At 67.5% G+C, this 18,356-nt stretch carries 18 protein-coding genes; 10 read left to right on the top strand and 8 right to left on the bottom strand.

What is annotated here, in order from left to right; genetic code table 11:
* Positions 1-202: 202 nt before the first annotated feature.
* A complete protein-coding gene (locus ACM0O9_RS19250) occupies positions 203-931 on the bottom strand; it encodes a response regulator (RefSeq protein ID WP_005418228.1) in 729 nt (242 codons plus the stop codon).
* Positions 932-1,058: 127 nt separating this feature from the next.
* Here ACM0O9_RS19250 and rlmD point away from each other — a divergent pair, with 127 nt between their 5' ends.
* From rlmD to ACM0O9_RS19295, 9 genes are all read left to right on the top strand, one after another.
* Entirely contained in the window at positions 1,059-2,393 is a 1,335-nt protein-coding gene (rlmD, locus tag ACM0O9_RS19255) for a 23S rRNA (uracil(1939)-C(5))-methyltransferase RlmD (protein ID WP_414604242.1), read from the top strand.
* 34 nt (positions 2,394-2,427) lie between these two features.
* On the top strand, positions 2,428-2,913 hold the full coding sequence (locus tag ACM0O9_RS19260) for a CYTH domain-containing protein (RefSeq protein ID WP_053500339.1): 486 nt from the start codon (positions 2,428-2,430) through the stop codon (positions 2,911-2,913).
* A gap of 113 nt (positions 2,914-3,026) precedes the next feature.
* Positions 3,027-3,713 carry a DsbA family oxidoreductase gene (locus ACM0O9_RS19265; protein ID WP_139727481.1) on the top strand — a complete coding sequence of 229 codons (687 nt, stop codon included), beginning with the start codon at positions 3,027-3,029 and terminating at the stop codon, positions 3,711-3,713.
* A gap of 164 nt (positions 3,714-3,877) precedes the next feature.
* The gene (nagZ, locus tag ACM0O9_RS19270; protein ID WP_139727479.1) at positions 3,878-4,885 is read left to right on the top strand and encodes a beta-N-acetylhexosaminidase; all 1,008 of its coding nucleotides are present in this window, start codon (positions 3,878-3,880) and stop codon (positions 4,883-4,885) included.
* Positions 4,885-5,439 carry a hypoxanthine-guanine phosphoribosyltransferase gene (locus ACM0O9_RS19275; protein ID WP_005418223.1) on the top strand — a complete coding sequence of 185 codons (555 nt, stop codon included), beginning with the start codon at positions 4,885-4,887 and terminating at the stop codon, positions 5,437-5,439. The genes nagZ and ACM0O9_RS19275 overlap by 1 nt, the downstream gene beginning before the upstream one ends.
* Before the next feature lie 81 nt (positions 5,440-5,520).
* Positions 5,521-6,267 carry an S-methyl-5'-thioinosine phosphorylase gene (locus tag ACM0O9_RS19280; protein ID WP_164230459.1) on the top strand — a complete coding sequence of 249 codons (747 nt, stop codon included), beginning with the start codon at positions 5,521-5,523 and terminating at the stop codon, positions 6,265-6,267.
* Between the two features lie 88 nt (positions 6,268-6,355).
* A complete protein-coding gene (locus ACM0O9_RS19285; protein ID WP_005410590.1) occupies positions 6,356-6,562 on the top strand; it encodes a cold-shock protein in 207 nt (68 codons plus the stop codon).
* Between the two features lie 125 nt (positions 6,563-6,687).
* Positions 6,688-7,956 carry an FAD-dependent oxidoreductase gene (locus ACM0O9_RS19290; RefSeq protein ID WP_164230457.1) on the top strand — a complete coding sequence of 423 codons (1,269 nt, stop codon included), beginning with the start codon at positions 6,688-6,690 and terminating at the stop codon, positions 7,954-7,956.
* A gap of 180 nt (positions 7,957-8,136) precedes the next feature.
* Positions 8,137-8,406 carry a hypothetical protein gene (locus ACM0O9_RS19295; protein WP_053500349.1) on the top strand — a complete coding sequence of 90 codons (270 nt, stop codon included), beginning with the start codon at positions 8,137-8,139 and terminating at the stop codon, positions 8,404-8,406.
* 1 nt (position 8,407) lies between these two features.
* On the opposite strand, the gene pdeM is transcribed toward ACM0O9_RS19295, so the two are convergent.
* Genes pdeM through ACM0O9_RS19315 form a run of 4 tightly spaced genes read right to left on the bottom strand, consistent with a single transcriptional unit; the run spans position 8,408 to position 14,097 of the window.
* Positions 8,408-9,049 (bottom strand): ligase-associated DNA damage response endonuclease PdeM, encoded by a 642-nt coding sequence (gene pdeM / locus ACM0O9_RS19300; RefSeq protein ID WP_111174612.1) that lies wholly within the window; start codon positions 9,047-9,049, stop codon positions 8,408-8,410.
* Positions 9,039-11,498 carry a ligase-associated DNA damage response DEXH box helicase gene (locus tag ACM0O9_RS19305; RefSeq protein WP_053500353.1) on the bottom strand — a complete coding sequence of 820 codons (2,460 nt, stop codon included), beginning with the start codon at positions 11,496-11,498 and terminating at the stop codon, positions 9,039-9,041. The genes pdeM and ACM0O9_RS19305 overlap by 11 nt, the downstream gene beginning before the upstream one ends.
* Positions 11,495-13,102 carry an ATP-dependent DNA ligase gene (locus tag ACM0O9_RS19310; RefSeq protein WP_414604241.1) on the bottom strand — a complete coding sequence of 536 codons (1,608 nt, stop codon included), beginning with the start codon at positions 13,100-13,102 and terminating at the stop codon, positions 11,495-11,497. The genes ACM0O9_RS19305 and ACM0O9_RS19310 overlap by 4 nt, the downstream gene beginning before the upstream one ends.
* Positions 13,099-14,097, bottom strand: coding sequence for a ligase-associated DNA damage response exonuclease (locus ACM0O9_RS19315; RefSeq protein ID WP_005418210.1), 999 nt, complete (start codon positions 14,095-14,097; stop codon positions 13,099-13,101). The genes ACM0O9_RS19310 and ACM0O9_RS19315 overlap by 4 nt, the downstream gene beginning before the upstream one ends.
* A 113-nt stretch (positions 14,098-14,210) precedes the next feature.
* Between ACM0O9_RS19315 and ACM0O9_RS19320 the strand changes: the two genes are divergently transcribed.
* Entirely contained in the window at positions 14,211-15,848 is a 1,638-nt protein-coding gene (locus ACM0O9_RS19320; protein WP_065185467.1) for an acyl-CoA dehydrogenase family protein, read from the top strand.
* Positions 15,849-16,127: 279 nt separating this feature from the next.
* Here the strand turns inward: ACM0O9_RS19320 and ACM0O9_RS19325 are convergent, their stop codons facing one another.
* From ACM0O9_RS19325 to ACM0O9_RS19335, 3 genes are all read right to left on the bottom strand, one after another.
* Positions 16,128-16,538 (bottom strand): hypothetical protein, encoded by a 411-nt coding sequence (locus ACM0O9_RS19325; RefSeq protein WP_005418205.1) that lies wholly within the window; start codon positions 16,536-16,538, stop codon positions 16,128-16,130.
* Positions 16,539-16,692: 154 nt separating this feature from the next.
* Positions 16,693-17,034 (bottom strand): hypothetical protein, encoded by a 342-nt coding sequence (locus ACM0O9_RS19330; RefSeq protein ID WP_005418203.1) that lies wholly within the window; start codon positions 17,032-17,034, stop codon positions 16,693-16,695.
* 124 nt (positions 17,035-17,158) lie between these two features.
* A complete protein-coding gene (locus tag ACM0O9_RS19335) occupies positions 17,159-18,334 on the bottom strand; it encodes a thiolase family protein (RefSeq protein ID WP_005418201.1) in 1,176 nt (391 codons plus the stop codon).
* Positions 18,335-18,356 lie beyond the last annotated feature (22 nt).

Raw genomic sequence — 18,356 nt, forward strand, 5'->3', positions numbered from 1 at the left:
GGTGGGGCGGTGTGGGTTGGCAGGACCGTTGGCGCCATGGATGGCGCCATCGAGCCCCCATGGACGGGTTTACGGCGTGTCCTGCCAACCCACACCGGCCCGCCCAACAAGCAGAAGGCCAGAGCCGCTCTGGCTCTGGCCTTTGGTGTTGCTCTGGCTTGAAGCATCTGCGGGTGCAGGGCGCAGCCCTGCCGAGCAACCCTCAGTGCAGCAGGGCAGCCACCGCGTCGCGGAACCCCGCCTGGGCCTGCCCGGACTCGGGCGCATGATGCAGCTGGCGCACCGCCCGTCCCAACCGTGCCGCCCCCACGAAGCCACAGCTGGCCTGCAATCGGTGCAACTGGCTGCGCAACTGGCGCTCGTCGTGCTGGTCGACCGCCTGCTCGACCGCGTCGCGCACGCCCGGCAACTCGGCCAGGAACAGTTCGCGCAGTGCGATCAGGTGGTTGCGCTGGCCATTGAGCGCTGCCAGGGCTGCGGTCTCGTCCCAGTCCTGTACGGCCAGTTCGACCGCGGCCGGGGCCTGTGCCACGAAGATCCCCGCCGGGCTGTTGACCAGCGCTCGGCGCACGGCCTTCAGCAGCTGGTCGCGGCCCAGTGGCTTGACCAGGGTGTCGCTGAAACCAGCTTCGCGCAGGCGGGCGTGAATGGAGGCATCGCCGTCGGCGGTATGTGCCAGCGCCGGCGTGTCGGGATGTGAACGGCGCAACTCACGCAACAGCTGCGCGCCATTGCCGTCCGGCAGGTTGACGTCGATCAGCCACAGGTCATGCGAGCCGGGCTCGGCACTGGCCAGCGCACTGGCCAGTGAATCTGCGGTGTCCACATCCGCCGGTAACGTTTCCAACGCCGCCTTGAAAAAACCGCGGCTGATGATGTCGTCCTCGACAAGCAGGAAGCGGGGCCGTGCGGCCCGCGGGGTCATCTGCATCAGGGCTGCCTCCATGTCAGCTGTCCCAATCATCAAGCACGGCGGCCACGGGCGCAAGCGGGTCCGGGCCCCATCGGTCAGGATCTGCGACAATACGCCCCCATTTTTGCCCGCAGCCTGTTGCCACGTGGCCCGATCCCGCTCCCGCACCGACCGTACCCCGTTCCAGACCGAGATCCTCGACCTCAGCCATGATGGTCGCGGTGTCGCCCGCCGTGAAGGCGAGGGCGGCAAGGTCACCTTCGTCAGCGGCGCCCTGCCCGGTGAGGTGGTGATGGCTGAACAGACTGCCCGCAGCCGCCATTTCGACGAGGCGCGCACGCTGGAGGTGCTGCAGGCCTCGCCGCAGCGGGTGATCCCCAAGTGCCCCCATTTCGGTACCTGCGCCGGCTGCGTGCTGCAGCACCTGGACGAAGACCAGCAGATCGTCGCCAAGCAGCGCGTGCTGATGGATAACCTGGAGCGGATTGGCCATGTGAAGCCGGGCACCGTGCTTGCGCCGCTGGTCGGCGAGAGCTGGGGCTACCGCCGCAAGGGCCGCTTCTCGGTGCGCCGGGTCGAGAAGAAGGACAAGACCCTGGTTGGCTTCCGTGAACAGGATCCGCGTTTCGTCGCCGACCTCAGCCAGTGCCTGACCGTGATTCCGGAGATCGGCACCAAGGTCGAGGCGTTGTCCACCTTGATCGAAACGCTCGATGGCAAGCGTGACATCCCTCAGATCGAATTCATCGCCGGTGACCAGGCCGTGGTCCTGACCGTGCGCCACCTGCAGCCACTCAGCGATGCCGACCGCGCGGCCTGGGCCGCCTTCGGCCAGCAGCATGGCTTCGTGATCTACCTGCAGTCCGGTGGCGTGGACACCGTGCAGCCGCTGGACGGGCAGGGCGTGGCGCTGTCGTTCCGGCTGGCGCCGTGGGATGTCGAGCTGGCGTTCCGCCCGCTGGATTTCATCCAGGTCAACGCCAAGCTCAACGAGAAGATGATCTCCCACGCCCTGGACCTGCTGCAGCCGGGTGAGGACGAGCGCGTGCTGGACCTGTTCTGCGGCCTGGGCAACTTCACCCTGCCGTTGGCCCGCCGTGTGCGTGAAGTGGTGGGTGTGGAAGGCGATGCCGGCCTCGTCGCGCGTGCGCGTGAGAACGCGGAGCGCAACGGCCTGGCGAACGCGCAGTTCTTCAGCGCCGACCTGACCCAGGACCAGCGCAGCACGGCGTGGATGCGCCAGGGCTTCGACAAGCTGCTGCTGGATCCGCCGCGCTCGGGCGCGATCGAAGTGCTGCAGCAGCTGCCGCTGAAGCAGTTCAAGCGCATCGTCTACGTCAGCTGCCACCCGGGCTCGCTGGCGCGCGATGCCGGCTATCTGGTCAACGAACAGGGCTTCACCCTGGTCAGCGCCGGTGCCATGGACATGTTCCCGCACACCGCGCACGTGGAAAGCATCGCGGTATTCGAAAAGCGCTGAGCAGCTGTCATCACCCGTGGCGCATAATTGCGCCATGGGCATCGAAATCGAACGCAAATTCCTGGTCAGCAGCGATGGCTGGCGCACCGCCGCGCATCGGGTGATCCCGATGGCGCAGGGCTACATCAACGACATGGGCGCGCTCGACCGCGGCACCCAGAACGCCTCGGTGCGCGTACGCATCGAAGGCGACCACGCCGCGCTGAACCTGAAGTCGCGCACCCTCGGCCATACCCGGCAGGAGTTCGACTACCCGATCCCGGTGGAGGACGCGCGCGCACTGCTGGCGCTGTGTGTCGGCGGCCTGATCGACAAGCGCCGCCATCTGGTCGAACACGCCGGCCTGACCTGGGAAGTGGACGAATTCCTCGGTGACAACGCCGGTCTGGTGGTGGCCGAAGTCGAACTGGAAAGCGCCGATCAGGCCATCGACCTGCCGGACTGGGTCGGCGCCGAAGTGACCGATGACGCCCGCTACTACAACGTTGCCCTGGCCAGCCGCCCGTATTCACAGTGGTGAACCCCCAAAAAGGGGACGGAGGGGATTAAGTCGTCTTTACCCCGCCTGTGCGGAAAGCGACTTAATCCCCTCCGTCCCCTTTTATCGAGGAAGGCGGTCCCCATGTCGTGGACATGAGAATCGACATCTACTCCGACGTGGTCTGCCCCTGGTGCTGGATCGGCAAGCATCGTTTCCAGCAGGGCGTGCAGTTGCTGGGCGCCAATGCGCCTGAACTCGATATCCACTGGCAGCCGTTCCAGCTGGACCCGGATGCGGACGACACCCCGGTGCCGCTGCGCGAGGCCTATGCGCGCAAGTTCGGGGGCGTCGAGCGCACCGAGCAGATCCTCGGCCAGACCCAGACCACCGCGCGCGCGGAGGGGCTGTCGATGGATTTCAACCAGGGCCAGGTGCGGGTGACCACACTGCCGGCGCATCGGGTGTTGTGGCTGGCCGGCCAGCATGGCGTGCAGGATGCGGTGGGTGAAGCGCTGTTCCGCGCCCACTTCGAACATGGCCAGAACCTGGCCGACAACGCTGTACTGGTGAAGGCCGGCGTGGCGGGCGGCCTGGACGGTGGTGAAATCGCGCAGATGCTGACCTCCGACCGCGGCCTGGCCGAGGTCGAAGCCAAGCTGGCGCAGGCCCATGCACTGGGCATTTCTTCGGTGCCGACCTTCGTGATCGATGGGAAGTGGGCGATTTCCGGGGCGCAGCCACCCGAGGCGTTCGCCCAGGCCCTGCGGCAGATCGCGGCAGAACAGGGCGCCCCGGCTGACGGCGACGAGGCCTGCGGCCCGGACAGCTGCAAGGTCTGACCGGCTCCTCAAAAGGGGACGGAGGGGATTAAGACGTATCCAACCCCTTGGGGCCGATTGCGCCTTAATCCCCTCCGTCCCCTTTTTCTGACCACTGCGCCTGTCGGCCGGTTCTGCGACAATGCGGCACTGCGCCATGCGGGCGCGCGTTGTGGAGATCGACCATGCTGCTGATCGGCGTTGCCGGCACCGAACTGACCGCCCAGGAACGTGACTGGCTGCAGCACGACGCCGTGGCCGGAGTAGTGCTGTTCAAGCGCAACTTCGCCTCGCGCCAGCAGGTGACCGATCTGAGCGCGGCCATCCGTGCCGCTGCCCCGCGCCCGCAGCTGATCTGCGTGGACCAGGAAGGCGGCCGTGTGCAGCGCTTCCGCGAGGGTTACAGCGATCTTCCGCCGCTGCAGGACATTGGTGCCCTGTACGCCACCGACCCGCAGCAGGCCCTGGCGCTGGCCGAGCAGCACGCCTGGCTGATGGCCAGTGAAGTCCGCGCCAGCGGCCTGGATCTCAGCTTCGCCCCGGTGGTCGACCTTGGCCGCGGCAACCGCGCCATCGGCAACCGCGCCTTCAGTGAAGACCCGCAGGTCGTGGCCGCGTTCACTGCAGCCTATGTGCGCGGCATGCACGCGGTCGGCATGGCCGCCACGCTCAAGCATTTTCCTGGTCACGGCACCGTGCTGGAAGACACCCACGTCGATACCGCGATCGATCCACGCGCGCTGGACGAACTGCGCGCGCAGGACCTGGTGCCGTTCCAGGCCGGCATCGCCGCCGGTGCCGATGCGGTGATGATGGCGCACGTGATCTATCCGCAGGTGGCAGCGGAGCCCGCCGGCTATTCCCCACGCTGGATCCAGGACGTCCTGCGCGGCGAACTCGGCTTCCGCGGCGTGGTGTTCTCCGATGACATCGGCATGGCCGCCTCGCACAGCGCCGGCGGCGTGCCGGCACGCGTGCACGCGCACCTGGACGCCGGTTGCGACGTGGTGCTGGTCTGCCATCCGGAACTGGTCGATGAAGCCCTGCATGCGGTGCAGGGACGTTCCCTCAATACTGCTGCGCTGCTGGGCCTGCTCGGCCGCGGCGCGCTCGGCTGGGACGGCCTGCTGGCCGATGCCCGCCATGGCGACACCCAATCCCGTCTGCTTGAAACCCTTGGAAGAACCGTCTGATGCCCAACCTCACCATTTCCCAGGCCCTGGCCCAGGCTGACCTGCTGGTCGACCGCCCCACCATCGACAAGGCCATCGCTGCAATCGCCGACGCCATCGCGCGCGATTACAAGGGCGAGGTGCCGTTGTTCCTGTCGATCATGCATGGTGCGCTGCCGTTCGCTGGCCAGCTGGCGCTGGAACTGGGCGCGCGCGGCCAGGACGTGCAGTTCGATTACCTGCACGCCACCCGCTACCGCGGCGAAACCACCGGCGGTGACCTGGTCTGGAAGCACAAGCCGGCCACCTCGCTGTTCGGCCGCCGCGTGCTGCTGGTCGACGACATCCTCGACGAGGGCTACACCCTGCAGGGCGTTCGCACCTGGTGCCTGGAACAGGGCGCGACCGATGTGCGCATCGCTGCGATGACCGTGAAGAAGCACGACCGTGCGCTGCCTGACGTGACCGCCGATTACGCGGGCATCGAGCTGCCGGACCGCTACGTATTCGGCTTCGGCATGGACGTCAACGAGACCCTGCGCTGCGTGCCGGCCATCTACGCAATGAAGGAATAACGGCGCGGCCGCACGCGGCGCGTCTTTTCCATCGCCGGCATCCTCGGGTGCCGGCGTTCGTCTTTTCATGGAGTGCTTCTAATGCAACAGATCGCCCTGGCCGTGATCGGCGGTACCGGTGTCTACAACCTGGCCAAGCTTGACGACGTGCAGACCCACGAGGTCGACACCCGCTTCGGCCGCCCATCGGGCCCGGTGCGCGTGGGCACGCTGCTCGGCCATCGCGTGGCGTTCCTGGCGCGGCATGGCGAGGGGCATTCGCTGCCGCCGCACAAGATCAACTACCGCGCCAACCTGGCTGCGCTGCAGCAGCTGGGCGCGCAGCGGGTGCTGGCATTGAACACGGTGGGGGGCATCACCGAGAACTTCGGTCCGCGCGTGCTCGCCTGCCCGGACCAGATCATCGACTACACCTGGGGCCGCATCAGCACGATCTGTGAAGAAGAAGGCTCCGACGTGGTCCACGTCGATTTCGGCCATCCGTACACGCCGATGCTGCGCAGCAAGATCCTGGCGGCAGCCAAAGTGACCGGTGTCACGGTCCATGACGGTGGCTGCTATGGCGCAACGCAGGGCCCGCGCCTGGAAACCGTCGCCGAAATCGCCCGCATGCGCCGCGACGGTTGCGATCTGGTGGGCATGACCGGCATGCCGGAAGCCGCACTGGCGCGGGAGCTGGGGCTGGATTATGCCTGCCTGGCGATCATCGCCAACTGGGCCGCCGGCTGCGGTGATGGCGAGGAGATTACGATGGCCGAAGTGCTGGCCAATGTGCAGGCGGCCAGCAACGGACTTCCGGAACTGGTGGGCGAATTGGCGCGGGGGTGATTGTCTTCCCCGAGCAAGCTTTGCATACTCAGCTTGTGCGCGGGTTCAGCGTACACCACCCATTCATTGCATAAGGTCTCGCATCACCATGCCGAACGGTACCGTCAAGTGGTTCAACGACGCCAAGGGATTTGGCTTCATCTCGCCGGAGGATGGCAGCGCCGACGTGTTCGCGCACTTCTCCGCCATCAACTCCAAGGGCTTCCGCAGCCTGCAGGAAGGCCAGCGTGTCACCTATGACGTGACCCAGGGCCCGAAGGGCGCCCAGGCTTCGAACATCACGCCGGCCGAGTGATCCACTCGACAGTGCGTTGAAAACCCCGCTCCGGCGGGGTTTTTTTTGCGCTGCGACAAGAATTGCGCTGCCGTGGGCGGAGGCCCCGCTGGGCATCCGGATTTGTGCTCGGGCACAATGCGCCCATGAAGGAACGACTGCGCATCGCCGTGATCGGCTACGGCACCGCTGGACAGGCATTGTCCATCCTGCTCTCCCGTGATGGCCACGAGGTGGAGATCTTCGAACGTGTGCCCACGCCGGGACCGGTTGGCGCCGGTTTCCTGCTGCAGCCCAGCGGCCTGCAGGTGCTGTGGCAGATGGGCCTGCTTGACGCCGTGCGCGCGCATGCCGCGCCGGTGCATCGCCTGTACGGCGATACGCCGTGCGAACGCGCAGTGATGGACATGCGCTACGCCGGCCTGGACGCGCGCCTGCACGGCCTTGGCATGCAGCGCGGCGCCCTGTTCTCGTTGCTGGATGATGCGCGTGCTGGTGCGGGCCAGCTGCATGCCGGCGTCAGCATCGCTGCAGTGGATGCCGAGCATGGCCGCCTGCGTGACAGCGAAGGGCGCCTGCACGGTGCGTTCGACCTGGTGGTGGCCGCCGATGGTGCGGCCTCGACGCTGCGCGGCACGATCAAAGACGGTAACGGACTGGATCGCGTGTATCCGTGGGGTGCGCTGTGGTGCCTGTTGCCAGCCGAAGACTGGCCACACCTGCAGGAGCTGCGGCAGCGCTACGTGGCCGCACGCAAGATGATCGGGCTGTTGCCGGTCGGTACGCGGCCCGGTGATGACACGCCGCGCCTGAGCTTTTTCTGGAGCCTGCCACGCGACGATTTCGAACGTTGGCAGGCCGACGGCATGACGCCCTGGCTGGACGAACTGCATGCGCTGTGGCCGCAGGCCAGTGCACGCTTCGCGCATCTGCGTGACGCCGGCCAGCTGGCACGGGCCGTCTACCGCGACGCGGTGATGACGCGCTGGTATCACGGCCGCATGGTGCTGGCCGGCGATGCCGCGCATGCGATGAGCCCACAGCTGGGCCAGGGCGTGAACATGGCGCTGCTCGATGCGCTGGCGCTGCGCGATGCCTTGCGCGCGCATGGTGGCGGTGCCGCGGCATTGCAGGCCTACCAGGCGCAGCGCAGGGCGCACGTTGCGGTCTACCAGCGCTGGAGCCGTTGGCTGACGCCGCTGTTCCAGTCCGATCGCGATGCCTGGGCCAAAGCGCGCGACGTGCTGCTCGGCCCGATGGGGCGCCTGCCGGGTGGGCGTGGTCACATGCTGCGTGTGCTCAGCGGTACCCAGCATGGCTGGTTCGGTTCGCTCGCGCTGGATCCGGCTTTCGTCGACGCGCTGGCCACTGCGGCCCAGGTGCCTCGCATCAACGCGATCACGGCCACTGCGTGAAACGCGTCGTCACGTGAATTAACAGTTGCCTCACTGCGCATATGCGAGAAGTAGGTTGCACGCGATTGCGCGTCGCCCGTTTTCCTTTCCGTGATCAACATCGCGCGTGGCCCGGGAGGCGCTGCCGTCGCCGCCTGTTGCGGCCCGGATGTGCCGCCTGCTGTCGAAGAGGAGGATGCCATGTTGTTCGCGGTCGAGGAGCTGGAATCGGAAATCTGCAAGCTGCGCGGTCTGTTGCAGATGCTGCACGAGGACCAGCCCGACGTACTGGAGGACGTGTTCGAGTTCCATGTCGGCAGCCTGATCAGTCATGCGTCGCCGGAGCACCACACGCGCATCCGCACCTGCGCGCAGGAGATGCTGGCGGCGATCCAGGCCCTGCCGCGGCGCCGGGAAGAGGACACGCCTGAGTTCCAGCTGATGCCGCAGCTGGATATCCGTCCGGCCTGATTCAAGCCAGGGGCAGCACCACCAGGCCGTTGTCCACGCAGGCGACCATCTGCTCGCCGGCAGCGGGAACAGGAACGATTCCGGCGGTGAACGCGGAGAAGGCCGGCAGGAGCGTCATCCTGTCACGCAGCCAGAATGCGGGGAAGCGCCGCCGCAACGCAGGCAAAGCGATCTGTGGATGCAGATGCCCGGCGATCACATGCAGCTCCGCATCGGGCACCGGCTCATGCCGAAGCAGGAACGGTGGCAACCGTACCTCGTCGTGTATCTGCACCTGCAGCTCGGCATGCGGCAGCTGCCGGTCATGATTTCCGCGCAGGACATGCACGTCCAGTGCGGCATTGCGTTCGCGCCATGCCAACCATTGCTGGTACCACGCAGCGCGATGCGCCGGGCCATGCAGGATGTCGCCCAGGATCCACAGCTCGCGGCAGGCATGCCTGTCCAGCAGCCCCTGCAGGCGTTGCAGGTCCTTGCCGGTACCGCCGCTGGGCAGCGCGATGCCTGCGCGGCGGAACACATCGGCCTTGCCCAGGTGCAGGTCGGCGAGCAGCAGTGCCTGCCGCGCGGGCCAGTACAGTGCACGCGCGCCAAGCAGAACCAGCGACTCGCCTGCGCGCGGCAGTGGCAGTTCATCGGCCATGCCGACGCTCCAGCTGCTGGGCCGCGCGTTGCACACGGGTACGCCAGTCTTCGTTGCTGAACTGCCCGCGCAGGCGTTCGGCCCACAGCGGGAAACCCAACGGCGTGAGTGACGCCGGGCGCTGCACCGAGAGGGTCTGCATCCGAATCCTGGCCAGTACCTGTTGCAGCCCCGGCATGTCGAGGCTGTCATTCAGCACTTCCTGTTCCGCCAGCGCCAGCAGCAGGTGATCCGGGTCGTGCTCGCGCAGTACGTCGTAGAGCAGTCCCGCGGATGCCTGCAGCTGGCGCAGTGCCCGTGGCATGCCACCGGGCAGGCTGGGGACCAGCAGGCCGGCGACGCGTGCGATGCCGCGGAACTGGCGACGGGCCAGCTCGCCCAGGTTCACCGCAGCACGCAGATCATCCAGCAGCTGATCGGTGGAGAACAGCGCCCGCCATTGCGCCGCATCCAGATCGATGGCCTGTGCCGGTGCCAGCACCAGGCCGTGATCGTTCACTGCATAGCCGATGCTGTTGCGCTGCCGGCGGGTACAGCGCAGCGCCAGCAGGGCGGCCAGCGCCTCATGCACGTGGCGGCCGGCAAAGGGATAGACGAACAGGAACTGGCCTTCGCGACGACGCACATCCTCCACCAGCAGATGGGCTGGGCCGGGAAGCGCCGACAACCGCTGCTGCAGTGCCAGCAGGGGTGACAGCCAGCGTGACTCGGCGCTGTCGTCAGCACCGGACAGTACCCACTCCAGCTCGCGGCCCAGCGGCATCGACAGCGGCAACTGGCCGCCCTGCCAGCGCGGCACGATCCCCTCACCGCGTCCTCGTGCCAACCGGACGAAGGCAGTCATGTCGCGCAGCTGCACCAGCTCCAGCAGGCGCCCGGCGAACTGGAAGCGGTCGCCACGGCGCAGGCGGCTGGCGAACTGTTCCTCCACGGCGCCCAGGCTGCCGCCGCGCAGGAACTGCACGCGCACGCTGCCATCGCTGCTGATGGTGCCGATCGACAGCCGATGACGCAGCGCCTGGCGACGGTCGTGCATGCGGTACCACCCATCGGCATCACGCACGACCTTGTGGAAATCGGGGTACTGGGCCAGCGCTTGGCCACCCTGCACGACGAATGTGAGCACGGCCTGCCACTGGTCGTCGCCGAGCGACGCGAAGGCATGGGTACGCCGCACCTGCGCCAGCAGGTCGGCGCTGTCGAAGCCGCCCGCCAGGGCGCGGCTGACCGCATGCTGGGCCAGCACATCCAGCGGCAGCGTCGGCGGCCTGCGCGCTTCGACCACGTTCCCGGCCAACGCACGGCGCACGGCGGCGTACTCGGCCAGTTCCAGCGCATGGCTGGGCACGCACAGGATGGAACCGCTGGCACCCGGGCGGTGCCGTGCGCGTCCGGCGCGCTGGCGCAGGCGCGCCACGCCCTTCGGGCTGCCCAGCTGCAGTACCTGCTCAACCTCGGGGAAGTCGACGCCGAGGTCGAGGCTGGAGGTGGCAACCACGCAGCGCAGCGCGCCCGCGCGCAGGCCATCCTCCACCTGCTGGCGCAGCACCGGGTCCAGCGAGCCGTGGTGCAGCGCAAGCGTGTCCGGTTCTTCCGGCCAGACTGCGGCCAGCGCCTGATGCCACAATTCAGCTTGCGCGCGCGTATTGGTGAACAGCAGGCTGCTGCGTGCCTGCATCAGTGCATCCAGCACGCGTGGCAGCTGCGCCAGGCCCAGATGCCCGGCCCAGGGGAAATGTTCGCCAGGGTCCGGCAGCACGCTGCGCACGCTCACTGCGCGAGGGCGTACGCCCTGCACGATCGGTGCATCCGGTTGCCCGGGCAGCAGTACATCGCGCGCCTCATCCAGATTGCCCAGCGTGGCCGACAGTCCCCACAGCTGCGATGCAGGCGCGGCCTGGCGCAACACTGCCAGGTTCAACTGCAGCAGCACACCGCGCTTGTTGCCCAGCAGTTCGTGCCATTCGTCCACCACCATGCAGCGCAGCCGCTGCATGCGCGGCAGCGTATCCGGATAGCTCAGCAGCAGCGCCAGTGATTCCGGCGTGGTCACCAGTACGTCGATGCGGCCCTCGCGCGCCTGGCGCCGCTCGCGGTTGCTGGCGTCACCACTGCGCAGGCCGACACGCCAACCCAGCCCCAGCCCATCGACCACGGTCTGCAGCGCGCGCGCGGTGTCGCTGGCCAACGCGCGCAAGGGGGTCACCCACAGCACCTGCAGCGGGCGGACCGCGCTGGCGCGGCGGGGGGAGGGTGGCGGGTCGATCATGGCCTGCAGCAGCGGCCCGCCGAACATCGCCAGTGTCTTGCCGCTGCCTGTGGGTGTATGCAGCAGCCCGGATTCGCCGGCGAGATAGTGACGCCACATCGCGCGCTGGAACGGCAGTGAGCGCCAGCCTCTGGACGCGAACCAGTCTTCCAGCCGGCGCAGTGCCTGGCTGCGGTTCATCGTGCCAACGCCTGCAGCGTGGCCAACTGATCGGCTTCGCTGGCGGGCTTGTCGTGGCGCCAGCGCAGGATGCGCGGAAAACGCACGGCGATGCCCGACTTGTGCCGGCTGCTGCGGTTGACCGCCTCGAAGCCCAGCTCGAAGACGTGTTCGGCGCGAACGCTGCGCACCGGGCCGAAGCGCTCGCGGGTGTTGGCGCGGATCCAGCGATCAAGCGCGAGGATTTCCTTGTCATCCAGGCCCGAATAGGCCTTGGCCACCGGTACCAGCGTGTCGCCGTCCCAGACGCCGAAGGTGTAGTCGGTGTACAGCGTGCTGCGCCGCCCATGGCCGGCCTGCGCGTACAGGAGCACCGCATCGATGGTGAGCGGATCGACCTTCCATTTCCACCAGTCACCGCGGCGGCGTCCGGCCTGGTAGGGCGAGGCATGCCGTTTCAGCATCAGTCCTTCCACGCCGCGTTCGCGTGCCACGTCGCGCATTGCCGCCGCCTGGAGCCAGTCGTCGGCGTCAACGCCCGGTGAGAGCTGGATCCGTGCATCGTTCAGTGCACCGACGACCTCGGCGAGACGCGCGCGCCGCTGCTGCAGCGGACGTTCGCGCAGGTCTACGCCATCGAGTTCAAGCAGGTCATAGGCGAGCACCCGCACCGGCGTGTTGCGCAGGGTGGCCGCACCGGGTTTTCGGCGCTGGATGCGCGTCTGCAGCGCAGTGAAGGCACGCGGCAGGTCCGCGGCTTCGTCCCAGGCCAGCAGCTCGCCGTCCAGCACGCAGCCATCGGGAAGCGCCATCGCTGCCTGTTCGATCTCGGGGAAGCGGCCATCCAGCCGCTCTTCGCCGCGTGACCACAAGGCGACCTCGCCGCGCCGGCGCAGCAGCTGCAGGCGGATGCCATCCCACTTCCATTCCAGCAGCCAGTCATCGATCGGGCCGAGTCGTTCGGTAGGGGATCCCTCCAGTGGCGAGGCCAGGAAGAACGGATAGGGCTGCTGCCGGTCCAGCGGCAATTCATCCGGCGACAGCAGCTGGGCCAGAACGCCGGGCGAGGGCACCCACTCGCCCAGCATGCGCTGGGCGATGCGTGCGATGTCCAGGCCGGACCACTCGGCCAGCGCCTGCTGCACCAGTCGCTGCGACACGCCAACGCGCAGGGCGCCGGTCAGCAGCTTGTTGAATACCAGGCGTTCGCCGCTGCACAGTTGCTGCCAGCCGGCGACGATCACCGCGCGACGCACCGCCTCGGGTTGGTTGGCGACCGCCAGCAGGTGCTGTTCGATCCATTCGGCCAGGGGCCGGTCAGGCGAAGGGTGTGGTGGGTCGTCCAACAGCAGGGTCAGCGTTTCGGCCAGGTCACCCACCTGCGCATAGCTGTCTTCCACCAGCCACGGTGGCAACCCTGATTGCTCGGCGATCCACGCGCGCAGTTCGCCACTGGCGGCGATCTTCCGGCGCGCGCCGCCCACCTTGCCACCACTGAGCAGGTACAGCGCCCACGCCGCATCGTGTGCGCCTGCCTGGCGGAAGTAGTCGACCAGCGCTGCGCGCTTGTCCAGCGTGGCAGTGCTGCGGTCCAGGCGTTGGTAGAGCGCTGCGAAGGACTTCATTCCTCGCTCCCGAAATCGGTACGGAAGGCCTCGGCAGCCACGCCGCGCTCGCGCAGGAACGGAATCAACGCATCGGTATTGCCATGGGTGGCGATCACCCGCTGCGCGCCGGTCTGTTGGATCGTCTGCAGCAGTGCTGGCCAATCGGCGTGGTCGGAAATGACGAAGCCTCGATCGACGTTGCGGCGGCGACGGTTGCCGCGCAGTTGCATCCAGCCCGAGGCGAAGCCCAGCTGGTGACGGCCGAAGCGGCGCATCCAGGGCGTGCCCGCAGCCGAGGGCGGGGCCAGGATCAACTGGCCGGCGGCATCGGGCTGGCGGCCCTGTTCGGCCACGGTGAGCGTCTCCAGCATCGGTACGCCGGCCTGCCGGTACACCGCCACGCCATTGGCGATGGCGCCATGCAGCCAGGCCGGCCGATCGTCCAGTGGCCGCAGCTCTGCCAGCACCCGCTGTGCCTTGCCCAGCGCATAGCACAGCAGGATCGCAGCCTCGCCGCGTTGTTCGCATTCGCGGCGCCACGCCACGATTTCGGCAGCAACGGCCGAAGTGTCCGGCCAGCGGTAGATCGGCAGGGCGAAGGTGGCTTCGGTGATGAAGGTATCGCAGGGCACCACTTCGAACGGCGCACAGGTTGGGTCAGGCTGCCGCTTGTAGTCGCCGGAGGCGACCCAGACCTGCCGCCCGTCGTCGATGCGCACCTGCGAAGATCCCAGGACGTGACCGGCTGGATGCAGCGATACCTGTACCCGGCCCAGGCGGAACGGCACGCCCTCGACGTGCGCCTGCACCGGAACATCGCCCAGGCGCCAGCGCAGGATCGGCAGGCTGCCTTCGCTGCAGTGGTACTCGCCCATGCCCGGGCGGGCGTGATCCCCGTGGCCATGCGTGATGACCGCGCGCGCTACCGGTCGCCAGGGATCAATGTGGAAATCGCCGGCGGCGCAGTACAGCCCTTCCGGGCGCAGCACCACCAGATCGTCGTTGGCTGCCATGCGATCACTGTGGCCTGCTGCTCGTGCAGACGGTGAGAACCGGCCTGAACACGGGCTTGGCAAGTCATGCGGCACAATCGGACCGCATACCTCTTGCCGCCAGGATGGACCGGATGAGTGGACCAAGCTTCAGCAGCGACGCGCCCTACGAAACCCATGTGGTGTTGAACCAGCCGCCACCGTTCGCGGGGCGCCAGTTGTGGACTGACGACGTGGCGCTGATGGAAGCCGTGCAACGCGAAGGCGCTGGCAGCTTCGCGCCACGCCTGGCGGTCTATGGCGCGCTGGCCGGCGACGAGCTGTACCGGCTCGGCTTCGATGCCAACCGCGATCGCCCACGCCTGCGCACGCATGATGCGCAGGGTCATCGCATCGATACGGTGGAGTTCCACCCGGCCTATCACCAGTTGATGGAGACGGCGAAATCGCACGGTGTCGCCGGCTTGTCCTGGCATGAACCGCAACCCGGCGCGCATGTCGCGCGTGCGGTGTTGAGCTACCTGCACCACCAGGCCGAGGCCGGCACCAGTTGCCCGTTGACGATGACCCATGCAGCAGTAGCGGTGCTGCACACGCAGCCGCATCTGGCCGAGTGGGCACGCAAGGCCGCAGCGCCGGTCTATGACGCGCGCGACGTGCCGGTGGCTGACAAGGCCGGCATCACCCTGGGCATGGGCATGACCGAGAAGCAGGGCGGCTCGGATGTGCGCTCCAACAGTACGCGCGCCGAACCGATCGATGGTGAGCGCTATCGCCTTGTCGGCCACAAGTGGTTCTTTTCCGCACCGATGTGCGATGGCTTCCTGGTGCTGGCGCAGGCGCCGGGAGGACTGACCTGCCTGCTGATGCCGCGCCGGCTGGCCGACGGTGACCGCAACGCATTCCGGTTGATGCGGTTGAAGGACAAGCTTGGCGACTGGGCCAATGCCTCCAGCGAAGTCGAGTTCTGCGGCGCGCAGGCATGGCGGGTGGGCGAGGAGGGGCGTGGCGTGGCCACCATCATCGGCATGGTGATGATGACCCGCCTGGATTGCATGCTGGGCGCAGCGGCGGAAATGCGCATGGCGTTGGCGCAGGCGTTGCACCACGCACGCCATCGCCGCACCTTCGGCAAGCTGCTGGTCGAGCACCCGTTGATGACCAATGTGCTGGCCGACCTGGCACTGGAATCGGAAGCGGCCACGGTACTTTCGATGCGCATCGCACGCGCGGTGGATCGCGCCGCCGTGGATGCCAACGAAGCTGCGCTGGCACGGGTGGGAACGGCGCTGGGCAAGTACTGGCTGTGCAAGCGCGCGCCGGCCTTCGTCAACGAAGCGCAGGAATGCCTCGGCGGCGCAGGCTATGTGGAGGAATCGATGCTGCCGCGGCTGTACCGGCAGGCGCCGTTGAATTCGATCTGGGAAGGCAGTGGCAACATCCAGTGTCTGGACGTACTGCGCGCGCTGGCACGTGAACCGGAGGCACTGGCGGCGCTGCGCGCCGAGCTGGCAGCGGTGGCCGATCATGATGCGCGCTACGCGGCGGCGCTGCAGCGTTGGGCAGCGGCGCCGGCACCGGATGAGTCGCAGGCGAGGCTGTTCTGCGAGCGCACTGCGCTGCTGTTGCAGGCAGCGTTGATGTTGCGGGCGGGCAGTCCAATGGCTGAAGCGTTCGTGTGCAGCCGGCTGGAAGGGCAGCATGGGCTGGTGTTCGGGACGCTGCCGGCGGGTGTGGATCTGTCGGCAATGCTGGCGCGCGCGCTGCCGTAGGGCGGCCAACGGCGAAGCCCCTCGTGGTGGCCGCTGATACTGATGGGTGGGCCGCGCGGTAGGTCGCGCAGGGGGCGCCGTGAATACGTCCTTGTAGGCTCGGGCGCGCCATCCATGGCGCCTACGCCCCTGCGCAACCTACCCGCGCGTCCTTGGACACTTTCCGTACGCGTCCAGCACGGAATCAACAGAAAGAGCAGAGAGCGAAAAGCAGAAAAGCCGCGGCAGTGCCGCGGCTTTTCCTGTAGCGCCGAGACGATGCCCGGCTGCCGGTAGGCCTTAGTGCTTGGCTTCTTCCTTGGCGGCGTTGGCCTTGGCGTCATTGGCGACATCACGGGCCTTGTCAGCAACCTTCTGTGCGGCGTCCGCAGTGGCGTCGCTGGCATGTGCAGCGGCGTCGGTGGCCGCAACCTTGGCCTTGTCTGCGGCGTTTGCGGTGGCGTCTGCGGCCTTGTCCAGTGCTTGCTGGGTATCGGCGGCGGCCTGCTCGGAAGCGGCAGCGGTCTTGTCGGCAGCGTTGCGGGTGGCTTCGGCGGCCCTGTCCACGGCGTCACGGGCGGCAGCGCCGGCGCTGTCGGCGGCCTGCTGCGCGTCCTGCTTGGCCTGTTCGGCTTCCGGACCCTTGCAGGCGGCCAGGGCCAGCAGCAGGGAGGCGGCCAGCAGCGTGGTGGTGATCGGGCGAATCTTCATGGCGGTCTCCGGTACTGCAATGGATGGGGACGCCAGCCTATTCATGCCGTTGTGAAGACGGGGTCGCGATCCGAGGCGCGCGCAGGCAGCAGGCCAAAGAAAAAGCCGCTGGCGAACCAGCGGCTTTTCCAGAACAGCCTGAAGAAAGAAGTTATTACTTCTTGGCTTCTTCAGCAGCGTCCTTGGCCTGCTCAGCGGTAGCTTCGGCAGCCTTGGCAGCGTCCTTGGCTTCGCCAGCAGCAGCGTCGGTCGCGGCAGCAGCGGTGTTGGCAGCAGCGTCGGTCGCAGCGTCAGCAGCGGTGGCGGCGGTGTTGGCAGCCTGCTGGGCAGCGTCGGCGGTCTGGGCGCCGGCAGCGGCGGCCTGGTCGGCAGCAGCCTGGGCTTCGGTGGCGGCTTCGTTGGCCGAAGCAGCGGCGTCCTGGGCAGCTTCCTGCTTCGAGCAGGCGGCCAGGGCCAGAGCCAGGGACATCGCGACCAGCAGCTTGTTGATGCTCATTGTGTAAATCCTCGTCGTTAGAATTAGGCAACGCGCATACTGCGCGCCGACAACATGATGACAAGCCAAGATTGGGTGTCAAGCGATCCCGCATTCATTTTTGCGAAATCGTCGTTAAATCTTTTTAAATCAATTCGATGGCGATGGCTGTTGCTTCACCACCACCGATGCACAGGGTGGCAATGCCGCGCTTGCCACCGCGCGTGCGCAGGGCGTTGACCAAGGTCACCACCAGGCGTGCACCGGAGGCACCGATGGGATGGCCCAGTGCGCAGGCCCCGCCATTCACGTTGAGCTTGTCGTGCGGGATGCCCAGTTCACGCATCGGTGCCATCGCCACCACGGCGAAGGCCTCATTGATTTCGAACAGGTCGATCTGGTCCAGCGACCATCCGGTCTTGGCCAGCAGTGTGTGGATCGCGCCGATCGGGGCGGTGGTGAACCATTCCGGTTCCTGCGAATGGGTGGCGTGGCCGACGATGCGCGCCAGCGGGGTAATGCCACGTGCGTTGGCGTCTTCCTCGGTCAGCAGGACCACCGCAGCGGCGCCGTCGGAGATGCTGGAGGAGCTGGCGGCGGTGACGCTGCCGTCCTTCTTGAAGGCCGGGCGCAGGGTCGGGATCTTGGCGATGTCGGAGCGGCCGGGTTGCTCATCGGTGGCGACCTCGACCTCACCCTTGCGGGTGGCCACCTTCACCGCGACGATCTCATCGGCGAATGCCCCATTGGCCTGTGCGGCCTGTGCGCGCTTGACCGATTCGATCGCGTAGGCGTCCTGTTCCTCGCGGCTGAACTGGTACTTGTCCACGGCGCATTCGGCGAACTCGCCCATGGCCTTGCCGTCGTAGGCGTTGACCAGGCCGTCGTGGGCCATGTGGTCGATCGCCTGGAAGTTGCCGAAGCGGTTGCCCGTGCGCGAGTTGGGCAGCAGGTGCGGGGCGTTGGACATCGATTCCATGCCACCGGCGACCACGATGCTGGCCGAACCGGCCTTGATCAGGTCATGGCCGAGCATGATGGTCTTCATGCCCGAGCCGCACACCTTGTTGAGGGTGGTGGCACCGGTCGACAGCGGAATGCCGGCGGCGATCGCCGCCTGGCGGGCGGGCGCCTGGCCGAGGTTGGCCGGCAGCACGCAGCCCATGAGGACTTCAGAGACGTCGCTGGCCGGCACGCCCGATTGTTCCAGGGCGGCCGCGATGGCGGCCGCGCCGAGGGTCGGGGTCGGCACGCCGTTGAACTGGCCGAGGAAGGAGCCGATGGCGGTGCGCTTGGCGGCGGCGATGACGATGTTGGACATGGCAATCTCGTTGATGCGTAAG

Origin of the sequence: Stenotrophomonas sp. FR012, assembly GCF_047520565.2 — a bacterium.
In the GTDB taxonomy this organism is placed as follows: domain Bacteria; phylum Pseudomonadota; class Gammaproteobacteria; order Xanthomonadales; family Xanthomonadaceae; genus Stenotrophomonas; species Stenotrophomonas sepilia.

What these genes read in the sequence shown, in the direction of transcription:
- ACM0O9_RS19335 (WP_005418201.1), bottom strand. Translation starts at nt 18,334, where the DNA reads ATGTCCAACATCGTCATCGCCGCCGCCAAGCGCACCGCCATCGGCTCC.
- ACM0O9_RS19260 (WP_053500339.1), top strand. Translation starts at nt 2,428, where the DNA reads ATGGGCATCGAAATCGAACGCAAATTCCTGGTCAGCAGCGATGGCTGG.
- ACM0O9_RS19265 (WP_139727481.1), top strand. Translation starts at nt 3,027, where the DNA reads ATGAGAATCGACATCTACTCCGACGTGGTCTGCCCCTGGTGCTGGATC.
- ACM0O9_RS19275 (WP_005418223.1), top strand. Translation starts at nt 4,885, where the DNA reads ATGCCCAACCTCACCATTTCCCAGGCCCTGGCCCAGGCTGACCTGCTG.
- ACM0O9_RS19310 (WP_414604241.1), bottom strand. Translation starts at nt 13,102, where the DNA reads ATGAAGTCCTTCGCAGCGCTCTACCAACGCCTGGACCGCAGCACTGCC.
- ACM0O9_RS19320 (WP_065185467.1), top strand. Translation starts at nt 14,211, where the DNA reads ATGAGTGGACCAAGCTTCAGCAGCGACGCGCCCTACGAAACCCATGTG.
- ACM0O9_RS19315 (WP_005418210.1), bottom strand. Translation starts at nt 14,097, where the DNA reads ATGGCAGCCAACGACGATCTGGTGGTGCTGCGCCCGGAAGGGCTGTAC.
- ACM0O9_RS19285 (WP_005410590.1), top strand. Translation starts at nt 6,356, where the DNA reads ATGCCGAACGGTACCGTCAAGTGGTTCAACGACGCCAAGGGATTTGGC.
- nagZ (WP_139727479.1), top strand. Translation starts at nt 3,878, where the DNA reads ATGCTGCTGATCGGCGTTGCCGGCACCGAACTGACCGCCCAGGAACGT.
- ACM0O9_RS19325 (WP_005418205.1), bottom strand. Translation starts at nt 16,538, where the DNA reads ATGAAGATTCGCCCGATCACCACCACGCTGCTGGCCGCCTCCCTGCTG.
- ACM0O9_RS19280 (WP_164230459.1), top strand. Translation starts at nt 5,521, where the DNA reads ATGCAACAGATCGCCCTGGCCGTGATCGGCGGTACCGGTGTCTACAAC.
- pdeM (WP_111174612.1), bottom strand. Translation starts at nt 9,049, where the DNA reads ATGGCCGATGAACTGCCACTGCCGCGCGCAGGCGAGTCGCTGGTTCTG.
- ACM0O9_RS19305 (WP_053500353.1), bottom strand. Translation starts at nt 11,498, where the DNA reads ATGAACCGCAGCCAGGCACTGCGCCGGCTGGAAGACTGGTTCGCGTCC.
- ACM0O9_RS19330 (WP_005418203.1), bottom strand. Translation starts at nt 17,034, where the DNA reads ATGAGCATCAACAAGCTGCTGGTCGCGATGTCCCTGGCTCTGGCCCTG.
- ACM0O9_RS19250 (WP_005418228.1), bottom strand. Translation starts at nt 931, where the DNA reads ATGCAGATGACCCCGCGGGCCGCACGGCCCCGCTTCCTGCTTGTCGAG.
- ACM0O9_RS19290 (WP_164230457.1), top strand. Translation starts at nt 6,688, where the DNA reads ATGAAGGAACGACTGCGCATCGCCGTGATCGGCTACGGCACCGCTGGA.
- ACM0O9_RS19295 (WP_053500349.1), top strand. Translation starts at nt 8,137, where the DNA reads ATGTTGTTCGCGGTCGAGGAGCTGGAATCGGAAATCTGCAAGCTGCGC.